This is a genomic window from Sphingobium lactosutens DS20, from assembly GCF_000445105.1.
Classification (GTDB): Bacteria; Pseudomonadota; Alphaproteobacteria; order Sphingomonadales; family Sphingomonadaceae; genus Sphingobium; species Sphingobium lactosutens.
Genome location: NZ_ATDP01000069.1, coordinates 1 through 12033, shown reverse-complemented (window position 1 = coordinate 12033; position 12033 = coordinate 1). Strand labels below are relative to the sequence as shown.

The 12033-nt window shown below is 62.0% G+C and carries 14 protein-coding genes; 8 read left to right on the top strand and 6 right to left on the bottom strand.

The features are described 5' to 3' along the window. Positions 1-598: 598 nt before the first annotated feature. Entirely contained in the window at positions 599-1189 is a 591-nt protein-coding gene (locus RLDS_RS55110; RefSeq protein WP_084514652.1) for an NYN domain-containing protein, read from the top strand. A gap of 3 nt (positions 1190-1192) precedes the next feature. Here the strand turns inward: RLDS_RS55110 and RLDS_RS32730 are convergent, their stop codons facing one another. From RLDS_RS32730 to mobQ, 3 genes are read right to left on the bottom strand one after another with little or no spacing between them, the layout of a single operon-like run. Then, a complete protein-coding gene (locus tag RLDS_RS32730) occupies positions 1193-1483 on the bottom strand; it encodes a type II toxin-antitoxin system RelE/ParE family toxin (protein ID WP_021224657.1) in 291 nt (96 codons plus the stop codon). Next, positions 1476-1721 (bottom strand): type II toxin-antitoxin system ParD family antitoxin, encoded by a 246-nt coding sequence (locus tag RLDS_RS32725; protein WP_021224656.1) that lies wholly within the window; start codon positions 1719-1721, stop codon positions 1476-1478. The genes RLDS_RS32730 and RLDS_RS32725 overlap by 8 nt, the downstream gene beginning before the upstream one ends. 58 nt (positions 1722-1779) lie before the next feature. Further along, positions 1780-2844 (bottom strand): MobQ family relaxase, encoded by a 1065-nt coding sequence (mobQ, locus tag RLDS_RS32720; RefSeq protein WP_021224655.1) that lies wholly within the window; start codon positions 2842-2844, stop codon positions 1780-1782. Between the two features lie 224 nt (positions 2845-3068). Between mobQ and RLDS_RS32715 the strand changes: the two genes are divergently transcribed. From RLDS_RS32715 to RLDS_RS55105, 5 genes are all read left to right on the top strand, one after another. Further along, on the top strand, positions 3069-3338 hold the full coding sequence (locus RLDS_RS32715; RefSeq protein ID WP_021224654.1) for a hypothetical protein: 270 nt from the start codon (positions 3069-3071) through the stop codon (positions 3336-3338). Beyond that, complete coding sequence (locus RLDS_RS54440) at positions 3338-4219, top strand: hypothetical protein (RefSeq protein ID WP_021224653.1); 882 nt, start codon at positions 3338-3340, stop codon at positions 4217-4219. The genes RLDS_RS32715 and RLDS_RS54440 overlap by 1 nt, the downstream gene beginning before the upstream one ends. Next, a complete protein-coding gene (locus RLDS_RS32710) occupies positions 4216-4512 on the top strand; it encodes an SPOR domain-containing protein (protein WP_021224652.1) in 297 nt (98 codons plus the stop codon). The genes RLDS_RS54440 and RLDS_RS32710 overlap by 4 nt, the downstream gene beginning before the upstream one ends. Before the next feature lie 396 nt (positions 4513-4908). Then, entirely contained in the window at positions 4909-5985 is a 1077-nt protein-coding gene (locus RLDS_RS32705; protein WP_021224651.1) for a replication initiation protein, read from the top strand. A gap of 77 nt (positions 5986-6062) precedes the next feature. Then, complete coding sequence (locus RLDS_RS55105; protein WP_084514650.1) at positions 6063-6503, top strand: MerR family transcriptional regulator; 441 nt, start codon at positions 6063-6065, stop codon at positions 6501-6503. A gap of 8 nt (positions 6504-6511) precedes the next feature. On the opposite strand, the gene RLDS_RS56220 is transcribed toward RLDS_RS55105, so the two are convergent. From RLDS_RS56220 to RLDS_RS32690, 3 genes are all read right to left on the bottom strand, one after another. Continuing rightward, positions 6512-6688 (bottom strand): hypothetical protein, encoded by a 177-nt coding sequence (locus RLDS_RS56220; RefSeq protein WP_161626709.1) that lies wholly within the window; start codon positions 6686-6688, stop codon positions 6512-6514. Between the two features lie 66 nt (positions 6689-6754). Continuing rightward, the gene (locus RLDS_RS32695; RefSeq protein WP_040603563.1) at positions 6755-7309 is read right to left on the bottom strand and encodes a recombinase family protein; all 555 of its coding nucleotides are present in this window, start codon (positions 7307-7309) and stop codon (positions 6755-6757) included. Positions 7310-7491: 182 nt separating this feature from the next. Further along, positions 7492-10449: a Tn3 family transposase gene (locus RLDS_RS32690; RefSeq protein ID WP_008829513.1), complete on the bottom strand. Its 2958-nt coding sequence runs from the start codon at positions 10447-10449 to the stop codon at positions 7492-7494. 139 nt (positions 10450-10588) lie between these two features. On the opposite strand from RLDS_RS32690, the gene RLDS_RS32685 reads away from it, so the two are divergent. Then, a complete protein-coding gene (locus RLDS_RS32685; protein WP_004213210.1) occupies positions 10589-11140 on the top strand; it encodes a recombinase family protein in 552 nt (183 codons plus the stop codon). Beyond that, positions 11137-11922: an SDR family NAD(P)-dependent oxidoreductase gene (locus RLDS_RS32680; RefSeq protein ID WP_004213209.1), complete on the top strand. Its 786-nt coding sequence runs from the start codon at positions 11137-11139 to the stop codon at positions 11920-11922. Before RLDS_RS32685 ends, RLDS_RS32680 begins: the two co-directional genes overlap by 4 nt. The last annotated feature ends 111 nt before the right edge of the window (positions 11923-12033 follow it).

Genomic DNA, 12033 nt, shown 5'->3' with positions numbered 1-12033 from the left:
GGATTTGTTCGCCCTTAGCGTGCAGATACGTCACTTTCGTGTAGTCACCCCTTGCCGGTCGCCTTTCCGCATAGCGTTTTTCCGTTGATTTATCGTAAATCTACCATATATTGCCGAGACCACTAGGTCGGAGTTTGCGGTATGCCTCGTCCCCTCGGAAGCAAAAACAAGACGCCTCAGGAGCTCAAGACAGAGGCCGATATTTTAAAGAGGAAAGCCGAGACAAAGCTGCTTGAGCAAAAACTCAAAAAGCTTCAGCAAGAAAGAAGGAGCTAGCGAATATGAGCGCGAAGCACAGTGGCCTATGCCCTTTTTGCGCTAATGTTGTTACTCCAGTGGTAGTAACCGAAAACTACATTCGTAGGGACGTATGCAAGTGCCCTGAGTGCAGTGAAAAGGTTTTGGTTTGCCGCAGCCCAGGATGCACAAATTATGCCAAAGCCGGGTATTTATATGACGACGAGCTTTGCCCTTCTTGTACATCCAGTATCGTCAGTGGTGCCGGAGAGGTATTGAAGTGGGGTCTTATGGCTGCTGCTGCGGCGGTCGCAACTGTCGCAACAGGAAAAGTAGGAAGCCGTGATTAGAGGATGCGTAAATGCCTACAGCATGGTTCGTTGATGGCGGGTACTCAAATAAAGCTTGGCAGTCTGTGTCGGGCTATACCCGGATGGATTACGGCCTTCTTCGTGCGGAGATAGAAAAGGACGCTGGTGAGGCAATTGGGGATGCGTACTACTTCAATTGTGATAACGATCCCCCCTCTTCTGGGCAAAATGCGTTTCATCGCTTTTTAAGTTCTGCCCCACCACGCGGGGCTGGATTAAGAGTCAAGCTCTATTGGCTGCAAACTAAGTATCATGAATGGCCCCAGCATATGGGTGGTGGCCCAATCGTACATCCAGATTCTGGCGAGCAGTATATCACAAAGGCTCAGAAAGCAGTTGATGTTGGCCTCGCATTCCACCTTATGCGCTCTTTCTCAAAAAGAGCTTGGGATAAGCTGTATCTAATCGCTGGTGATGGCGATTTCAGTGAGGTCGTACAGCATCTTGTTGAAAACGAGGATGTTGACGTGACAGTAATCGGAACATCCAATTCTATCAGCGGCGAGCTTGCTCCCTATGTAAGGATTGTCGAGTTCTCCGAAATCGCTGGCTCTATATCTCGGACGCCTACTGCTTTGTAGTATTCATAAGTGGCGAGGTGCATCCATGCGCTGATGCAGGATGCGGATGACGGCGATGCCGTAGGTGGTCGGACGAAAGTAGATGACGTGCTGCTCGACGCCGCGCCGTCGATAGCCTGGCCGAATGTTGCCGCAGCCCTGTGCCTGCTGCGGCGCTTCGGCCAGATCGGCGCAAGCTGTCTCGATAAGGTCGGTGTAGCGCATCGCTTGGGGCAAATCCCAATGCGCCACGGTATAGTCGAAGATCGCATCAAGGTCGCGCTGCGCCCTCGGGCTAAGCCGGTATTCAGCCATGCTGCTCGGCTTTGCGCCGCTTGAACGCGGCGAAGTCGAACAGCTCCGGCTCACCGCTCTGCTCACCCTCGATCAGCGCCTGACGGATGCTCTCCATCTCAAGGCCCCGCTCCTGCTCGCGCCGGATAAGGTCGCGGATCGCCTCGCTGTCGTTGGTATAGCTGCCGGCGTCGATCTGCGCAGCGATCCACGCATTCTGCTGCTCGGTAAGGGTGATCGTTTTACGCACAGTTGCCATAACGGCCTCCACGTTTCTCATACTATTGGTGCGGTTTAGCACAAACGTGAGACGAGGGCTATCGCCCGAACCCGATATCCGGCCCGTCACGTCCACGCTGACGGTCCAGCTCCTGCTCTTGCTGCCGATCCCGTCCACGCTGCCCCGGTTGGTCCAGCTCGATCGCCGGCATCTGGTCGTGCCGGGGAGACTGGTCGAGCGCCGGCACCGCCTCGAACCCGCCCTCGCTGCTGGTCTGCAACCCCGATCGCATCGCCCGCGCTGCGCCCTGGACCAAGCTCGACATGCCCTGCATCGCCAGCTCGGCCCGCTCGCGGAGCTGGTGGGACCATTCCCGTATCCGCTCCTGACCACGCTCGATGTAGAAGCCTAATCCCCGCTTCTCCATGATCGCCTCGTTCATCTGCCCGCGCGGGGTGACGGCGTGCGGTTCCTCACCGGCTGCGATCTGCTCGGCCGATGCGCGCCGCTCGATCGCGGCTGAGGCATGACCCATCTTCACGGTCGGCTCGATATCCAACCCCTGACGCTCGTAGCTACGATGATCGACCCGCTCGGCCACCTGGGCGTGTTCCAGCGCGTCGTTGACCATCCCTGCCCACCGCTCGCGGATCGCCTCGACCTCGACCGAGGCCGTCGTGCGCACGTCGAGCTGGCGCGTCTTCGCTCCCAGCCCGTCCGCCTCCGCTACCCGCGTCGTCGTCATGACGTGCGCGTGGTGGTTGCGATCGTCGCCGTAATCATGAGGGGCATGGATCGCCGCATCGACCGCCACCCCATAGCGGTCGCGGATATCCTCCGCGAAAGCACGAACCAGGTCGCGACGCTGGCCGGCATCCAGTTCGGCCGGTAGCCCCAGTTCGTATTCCCGCGCCACCTTGGCGTCCTTGCGCTTCTCCGCCGCCTCGGCCGCGTTCCACAGGGCGGAGCGGTCCTGCGCCCAATCCGCGCCTTCCGGCGCGACGATGAACGCATCCTCGACGCCGCCCCGCCGCGTGTAGTCGTGCACCAAGCCGTCGCGCTCGTTTTCGAGACAGACGCCGGCACGATACGCGACCGCCGCGACCGCGCTGCGCCCGGTCGAGCGCGACACCGATTTCACCGCCAGATGGTAGATCGCCATCGCCGCGCCTGCCTTCTCCAACGTGGTCCAGCGGCGTTGCGCTGGTCGGGGCGTGGGGCGGAGGCCCCGCTGTCGCATAGCGACATGGGTGCAGGGTATCCCTGCCGCACGCATTACGCAGTAATGCTAAAGTGCGCCCTTGTCTCCTACTGTCGTCTCGGGTGGCTTCGTTTGTTAGGTTGCGCTATAGTCGCTTCGTATTCGTGCTTTCAGGCGGAGAAGGTATGGCGGCACCGACACCCGAAGCCATCGAACTCGCCCGCAAACGGGTAGACCAGGCCAAGGCCCGTCTCGACGCGCTCAACGCCCGTGTCGCTGCCGAGGGTCGCCGCCTCGATACCCGCCGCAAGATCATCCTGGGCGGGCTGCTCATCGACGCCGCCAGCAAGGACAAACGCTTCGCCGGCATCGTCTCCGAGCTGACCCACCGCATCAGCCGCGATCAGGATAAGAAACCGTTCGAGGGGTGGACACTACCTGGGGAGGATCGCTGATGGACCGCGACCGTGATGATGATCGCTACGACGATCCCCGCCGCCCGGTAGAACGCGGAAGGAGGCGTGATCTGCTCGGGTCCGATCGCCACGATCCTCCGGCCGGCAAGTTCGATCCTGCCGAGTTCGACATGCCCCCCGATCCGCCGCCCCCTGCCGCCGGTCGTGCGCGTGGTGCCGCCGACGCTGCCCAGGCGCACAGCTTCTTCTCCCACCTCGACACCAACATCCAGCGCATCCTTGCCGGCTTCGGCACCTTGCGGGACCTAGTGTCCGACGTGCGCGCCAGCCTCGCCGATGCCGCTGACAGGGACGCACAGCGTGCCGAGGACGAGAAAGCCCGTGACAAGGCTATAGCGGCCCGTCTGGTCGATCCTGCCGCCCTAGAGGCCCGTGCGGAGGCCGGAGCGCGTCGTGGAGCCACGGACGGCCTTGCCGGGGCGGGAGAGGCCCTGCGGCGTCGGATCGACGCTGACACGGCCGCGCACGCCGCCCTGGCCGATCGTCTTGCCGCCGATGCCGCCGATCGTCGCGCCCATGAGCTGCGCCGGCGCCGGTGGGACAGGTGGTGGAACGGTGCGCTCGCCGGTTTCGCTCTGCTGGTGCCGATCGCGGGGGGTTACGGCTACTACCTGGGTAACGGGGCCGGCGAGGCGCAAGGCTATGCCCGCGCCCGTGATGAAACGGCTGCGGCGAGCTGGGCTAACACTATCAACGGCAAGCTCGCCCGCCGGATCGATCAGGCTAGTGAACAGACCATCCCCGCCATCGCCGCCTGCCCCAAGGATCATGGCTGGAAGCGCGAGAAACGCGACGGGGCCTACTGGTGCTTCGGTGCGAATCCCGACGCCAAGTCCTACAGCGGGTGGCTGCTGCCATGAACCGGGATGACACCGCCCGCACCTGGCAGCTCGTCATGGTCGGGGACGGCCTGCAACGCATCACGGCCAACGCGCAAGCCGACATGGCCCGGCTGCTCGACCTCGATCCTGCCATCTCGCATCTGACCGTCGAGGTCGATGGCACATCCGTCCACGTTGCCCGTGACTGGCCCAGTGACCAGATGGAGGAAGCCGATCGCCTGATCGATCGCATCGCTGCCTCGGGCGTGTCCGCGATCGTCGTCCACGATCGCAACGGCAAAACCCCTCGCCGTGTGACGCCCAGTGAATGATGGCACGATGCCGCCGCCCCGACTTCTTCCTCGCCAAGCCTGCGGCCGGTAGGCCGCTTCTGTGACGGCGTAGCCGGCACGCATTATCGGCGCATCGGCCGGAGGCCGATTCCGCTTGTCATCATGCAACGCCAGCCTCGCGCGCCCGCGATGATTCCAGATTCTATTGATTCTATGATTCAGGGGCCGCCTAGTTTCTGATATAAAACGATTAAATGGCCCGACCTACGACAAATGGGGTGCTCAGTTACGACAAATGGGGTGAGCACCTACGAGAAATGGGGTGGGTAGTTGCGACAAATCGGGTGGTGATGCGATCTGTGACAAGATCATTGATCTTATGTCGCATCTGGCTAAGGTTTCGACGTGCCCGAGGAACCAACCACCGGCCGCACTATGAAAGCGGCTTCCACCACTTCTGTCCGTGACGGACACGCGATCGTCAAAGCTGGCGAGTTTATTGAGGCCCGTTTCGGTGCAGGCACGTCACCCTCCCTGGCAGCTCGCAAAACCCTAGCTCTTCTGATCGCCAAAGCTGCCGGTGAAGCCTGGCGACCAGGATCGCACGTCATCGCCAAGCGCGACCTGCGGGGCACCCACAACGCCAATGATCGGATCCAAGACACCCTCGGTGAGCTGATGGATGTAAAATTCCAGATGCCCTCGACCTCGGCACAAGGGCGCGCGGCGACGCTCACTGCTGCCCTGCTTGCCTGGACGCTCAACGAACATGCGGAAGACGGCCGAGCCACCGTCGAGTGGGAGTTCACGGCACCGGCTAGGGCAATCCTGCAGGGGAGCGATTACTACGCTCGCCTCAACCGGGCAGCTCTGCTCGCCTTCCGATCGAAGTACGCGATCACCCTCTATGAGATGGGTTGCCTACTGGCTGGACGGCGTAGCCCCACATGGTCCGGAACGGTCGATGAGCTGCGGGAGCGGCTTGGCGCACCCTCTAATTCAATGCCCAACTTCTCCGACTTCCGGCGTCTGGTGCTGACACCTGGCAAAGCCGAGATCGATCAGCTCGCCGCCTTCACGATGGAGTGGTCGGAAAAGCGCGGAGCGCGGGGCAAGATCACCCACGTCACCCTGACATTCACCCCTAAGGACGACGACGCCACTGACGCTGCGGCCGATGAGGCAGGACGCCATAGCAGCGGTCGAAAGGCCCGCCGGGAAGGGACGACAGAAACCATCGTCGACACCGCCAGCCTCATCGCCTCAGCGGCTTCTCGGCTATCGGTTTCGGACACCCTGCGCTGGCCGACCGACGATCAGGTGAACGAGTTCAAGACCCCGGAGCTACATGCGATCGGAATGGCCCTAGGCGGTGGTCACTCCGTACAGCGACTAGCGGATCAGTATGCTCGCGTCCGCCCCGAACAGCGCCGTAAGCTGGTAGGTGACGCTCTCAAAGCGGATTGGACGAAATGGGTTACGGGGTGTGCCGCCAAGTGGGGCCGGGTCTAACCATTCCACCATACTGCCGTTTCTGCTAACGGTTAGCGGATCACTTTTTGAAACGATCCGTAACGGGGACGGAAAAGATGGCTTACACCCTTGGAGAAGCCGCAAAAGCAACGGGTGTCAGCAAGGCTTCCATATCGCGTGCTATCAATAGAGGTCGGATTTCTGCGACCAAGAAGGATGACGGTTCTTTCTCGATTGAGCCAGTCGAACTGCACCGGGTGTACCCTCCCAAGTCAGCCGCACCAGTAACCGAAACGCCATCTGAAACGCTACGCAACGGTAATGCTGACACCCGTAACGGGTCAGATTTCAATGTGTTGCAGGCTCGTCTTGATGCTGCCTTGGAACAGTTGCGCGATCGGGACGGCACGATCGACGACCTTCGCCGTCGCCTCGATCAATCGGACGAGGAACGGCGTGAGGCTCAAGCCCGAGTTATCGGACTGCTGGCCGGACCCGGCCCCACGGAATCCAAGCGAGGGTTCTTCGGTCGCCTGTTCGGCCGCACTGAAGAATGACAGCAGGATCAATCGCCGTTGCAAACGTCACAAAGTGAGAAGTCATCGGTGACCACTCCTGCGCCCGAGCTGAACGGGTTGCCACAATGCCCGCAGGTTGGGGATGCGGCATAGTCGTCATCCGTAGCTTCCCCTGCACGTCGATCGGCATGCCACTGCTGCTTTTCGGCCTCGGTAAACGCCATTTCTAATCTCCTTGTCTGACCGTACCCGGCACCGGTTTAACGACTTGTTTCCAGCTCGCTCGATCATCAGCCTTGCTTGCGCGACAGGCGCGATATCGTCGCCTGATCGACCCCGAGCAGAGCCGCGACGGTGCGCTGCGTGTCGCCCCTAGCGAGCCGCTGTAGTGCCTCCGCCTGCTGATGGGGGGTGAGGGCAGCACGCCGGCCGAACTTCACGCCACGGGCCTTCGCCTGGTCGCGGCCGGCTGCGGTGCGCTCCACGATCCGCTGGCGCTCCCAGCTCGCCACGATCCCCAGCACGGCGATGATGACGTCGGCAAACTGCGAGGTCGTGTCCACCATTGGCTCTGCGATCGAGCGGAAGCCGGCCCCTGCCTCCTTCACCGCATGGAGGATGTTCAACAGGTCGCGGGTGTTGCGCGCCAGGCGATCGGTGGCCGTCACCATCAGCACGTCGCCGGCATCGAGCGCGCCGATCGCGCGCTTGAGCTTCGGCCGCTCGGCCGACGCGGCGCTGGCCTTCTCCTGGTAGACCTTCACGCAACCGGCAGCGAGGAGCTGGGCGACCTGCTGGGTGAGGTCCTGCCCGTTGGAGGAGACGCGCGCATAGCCGTAGATCATGCGATCATTGTGCATCGGATATATGCATCACGGAAGCGCCCGGATTTCCGTCGTTCCCGACGTGATGCAGAACCTATGAGTTCTGCATCGCGATGGGCGTGGGATAAACCATATCCAGACTTGCCGGGGTGACTACACGAAAGTGACGTATCTGCACGGAAAGGGCGAACGGATAGCGAACGTCACGCGGCAAGTAGGGAGTTGACGGCGCGCAGCGGTCGCAAGGCGTCCGGATCGGGTTGATCTTCAACATTCCAGCTATAGTCACCGGTCAGCGAGATATGCTCCCAGCCCAATGGCGCGATGTGGCGTGCGATTTCGTCGGCTGTGCCGATGTCCGCCAGCGCCATTTCGAGATAGCGAGTGTTCCACAAGATGATGGCGGCGACGAGCAGGTTGAGGCCGGAGGCGCGATAGGTCTGGTTCTCGAACCGACGATCGCGCAGTTCGCCGAGCTGGTTGAAGAAGAGCGCGCGGGCGAGCGCGTTGCGGGCTTCGCCTTTGTTGAGGCCCGCCTGGGTGCGCCGGCGCAGGTCGATGTCGCGCAGCCAGTCGAGCATGAAAATGGAGCGTTCGAGGCGGCCCAGCTCGCGTAGTGCGAGGGCCAGTCCGTTCTGTCGCGGATAGGCGGACAAGCGGCGCAGCATTGCCGAAGCAGTGACGGTGCCGGTGCGGATCGACGTGGCGAACCGCAGCAGTTCGTCCCAATGCGCCGCGACATGACCCAATGCGATCGGTTCGGCCGTCATGCCGGGAAGCAAGGGGCCGGATTCTTGGCCGGGAAGGAGGTGTAAACGACGCTCCTTGATGTCGCGCAGGCGCGGCGCGAAGCGGTAGCCGAAGAAGGGCATGAGGCCGAACACATGGTCCGATGCCCCGCCCGTATCGGTGTAGTGCTCCTCGATCGTCAGGCCGGTCTGGTGATACAGCAAGCCATCCAGCACATAGGGCGCTTCGCCAGCGGTCGCCGCGATCACCCGACTTGCGAAGGGGTCATATCGATCCGAGACATGGGTGTAGAAGGCAACGCCTGGTTCGTTGCCGCTGCGCGCGTTGATGTCGCCGATCGCGGCCCCACGGCCCCCGGCATGAAATTGCTGTCCGTCGCTCGACGAAGTGGTGCCGTCTCCCCACAGCGCGGCGAGCGGCATGGCGCGATGGGCGTCGATCAGCCTTCCCAACGCTTCGCCATAGGCGGCTTCGCTGATGTGCCAGTCGTGAAGATGGGCGAGCTGACGCAGACTTGCGCCCCGGCAGGTTTCCGCCATGCGTGTGAGGCCGAGATTGATGCCATCGGCGAGGATGACCGTGAGCAGCGCATTGCGATCGTCGGCTTCCCGGCCCGAACGACGATGGATGAAGCATTCGCTGAACCCGGTCCAGGCATCGACCTCCAGCAGAAGATCGGTGATCTTCACGCGCGGCAGTCGATCATAGGCGGCGCGACGGGCAATCTCGGTGGCGGGCGGTGTTGCCGCCTTCAGCGGCGAGATGATGAGACCGTTTTCGTCAAGCTTAACCTGGGGCAGCTCCCCTTGCCGTGCAAGGACCGTTACCTGCTCGATCGCCGTGTCGAGCCTGGTGCGCCGTTCCTCGATATGGCGCTCGAAATCCGTTTCGATGGCGAGCGGCAACGGCCCCTTCTCGCGCAGCGCCGCAAAGGTCGCCGGCGGTATGAGATAGCTGTCGAAATCGCGAAACTGCCGGCTTCCCGCGACCCATATATCCCCGGCTCGCAACCGCTCGCGTAGTTGCGACAAGGCGCATAGTTCATAAGCGGCACGATCAACGATGCCATCCCGCAGGACGAACGGGCGCCATGCGGGCGGCACAAAGCGTAGCGGCACGCGATCAGGCAAGCGCCGTTTGCCGGTCCGATATAGCTCCGCGATGATGGCCAGCGCTGACAGGAGCCCCTGAACCGCGCCGGCGCCGCGAAACTCGAAGGCGTTGAGAAAAGCGCCGACAAAGAGCTTCACCGTCCGATGCCGCTCGATCAATTCGGCGGTGCGATCGACGGTTTCCGGTCGCCCGAGCACTTCGGCCTGCTCGACGGCCACGGCGAAGTGCTGCCAGTCCAGCGCCTCGATCTGCGCCAGAGAATCCACGCCCTTGCTGCGCGCGTCGATGAGGAGGCGGCAAGACCCCGTGAGCGTCCGGAGGTGGCCTTGCAACTCGCGCACCGTCTTGAGGGCTTTGTCGCGGGTCCGGTTCTCGGCGCGGCGCGCCATGCTGCCCAACAGCTTGTCGAACATCGTCAGGGTGGCGTCGGTCAGGCTTTCCTCAAGCCGGATGCCGGTTGCCGCCAGCGTCGCATGGCGGCGCAGGGCATTGAGTTCGCCAAGGTGCTGGGGTGTGATGCGGCTGCCTTCGTCCGCCAGCCTGTCAAAAGTCAAAGCCGGGATCATGTCGGCACGGGCGCGATCGAGGCCCAGCGCGCGGATATAGGCGAGCCGTTCGATCAGGCGCAGGATGTTGCGCGCTGCCGGCGATTGTGGCGCATTGCGCATCCAGGATAGCCATGTCGCGACCTGCCCCGGTCGTCGGGCCAGCAAATCGTCCAGGCCCTGAAGGGTGTCAGGCAGCAGGCCATTCGTGAGCACTTCATAGGTAAGCTGTTCGGCTTGCTGGCGCGCCCGCCGCAGCACCGCTTCGAGAATCGACGGAGAAGGCAGGAGGATCTGCAGGCGCCGGAGTTCATCGACGATGACGTCTGCCATCTGGCCGGGGTGTATGATGGTCTGCGCGATTGGGACCGAGAAGGCGACAACTTCACGGAAAGCGTTGCGGTCAAAAATCCTGAACCCGTGCGATCGTCGGATTTCGACGAGATGCTCGCGACGGGTCTGGTCCCGATGGGCATAATCCGCGAAGGCTGCCGGCGCGACGCCGAGTTGCTGCGCCACATAGGCGAGCACAGGAGCGGGCGGGACTTCGCCCGCTTCCAGCGCACGGCCAGGCCATCTCATATATAGCATGAGCATCGCATAGCCGAGCCGGGTGGCATCGCCGCGACGGCGGCCGACAATTTCCAGGTCGTCGCTGGTCAGCGTATAATGACGCGCGATCTCGCGCTCATCGAGCGGCGCGCCATAATGCCTCGCCCAGATTTCCAGGCTCACCAGTCGCCGTCTCGCCAAGCATCATCTCCTTCGCTTTGCGTGTCCGTCAGACGGTCCTCTGGCGGCCAACAGGAATATGTCCGTTAACTCTGGACCTGTAACGGCGATTCGGACAAGATCGCATAATGACGGGAAAACGGACAGGATCGGGCATCATGTGGCGCTGATCGGCTATGCGCGCGTCTCGACCGCAGACCAGAAGCTGTCGCTCCAGCTTGACGCGCTGAACACTGCCGGGTGCGACCGTATATTCGACGATCACGCATCCGGGGCAAAAGCCGATCGGCCTGGCCTAACCGAAGCGCTCGCCTATTTGCGCCCCGGCGACACGCTGGTGGTCTGGAAACTCGACCGCCTCGGCCGCTCGATGAGCCACCTGATCGAGAAGGTCGGCGAGCTTGCGGCGCGCGGCATCGGGTTCCGCTCACTCACCGAGAATATCGACACCACCACTTCGGGCGGCATGCTGGTGTTCAACATCTTCGGCTCGCTGGCCCAATTCGAGCGTGACCTGATCCGTGAACGCACTCATGCCGGCCTCAAGGCCGCACGCGAGCGGGGCAACAAGGGTGGTCGCCGGCCTGTCGTTACCCCCGACAAACTACGTAAAGCGCGGGCGCATATCGCAGCGGGCCTCACTGTTCGTGAGGCGGCGGCCCGGCTCAAGATCGGCAAAACCGCCCTATACAAGGCTCTGGAAAACGCGTGAAACCGCTGGCGATCAAGAACTCGTGGGTGCTGGTCACAGGGGCTTCGACCGGTTTGGGCAGAGCGTCCGCCCTCCGCTTGGCGGCATCGTACCAGGCCAAGCCCCTGATTGTTGGACGAAGGCTCGACAACTTGCGGGAGCTACAGACCGAAATTGACGAGCGGTTCAATGTGCCGTGCGAGATTATAGTGGCTGATCAACGTGAAATCGAGGGCAGGGAGAAAATCGCGGCTAAGGTTGCAGAATTGCAAGTAACAGCCGCTTTGTTGGTTGCCGGAATGACGAGCGTTGGTTCATTTGATGCAGGCCGTGCCGACACTTATGCCGAGGTAATTGAAACAAACATACTCGGTTTCACGGATTTGCTGGCTCGCCTGATTGCGATTTTCAGGGAGCAGCCGTTTGAATCCTCAGTAATCGCCGTGTCGAGCCTGGCGGGCGAAACATCCGTGCCCTTCCAAGCGGTCTACGGCGCGTCGAAAGCCTATGTGAGCACCCTCATGCGAGCGCTTTCCGTGGAGCTTGCCGGGACGGGAGTGAGTGTTGGGTCTTTTGCACCCGGTGGAATCGACACAGACATGGCTGCCCTCAGCGATTTGAAGTGGGGGAGGTTGGGTTTGATGGACGTTGACCGGTGCGCGGCCCATGCAGTCCACGCTCTGGTTTATCGGCAATCCTTCGCCATACCGGGGATGGGCAACCAGCTCACATATTTGGCGAGCAGGGTTCTACCTCGATCGTTGGTCAATCGGATTGCCGCCCTCCCATATCGGCGCCCGTAGGGCGGCACCACATAAAAGGGGCAGGAAAGCCTGCGAATAGCATCTGCTGGCATCGTACCGGATTTGTTCGCCCTTAGCGTGCAGATACGTCACTTTCGTGTAGTCACCCCT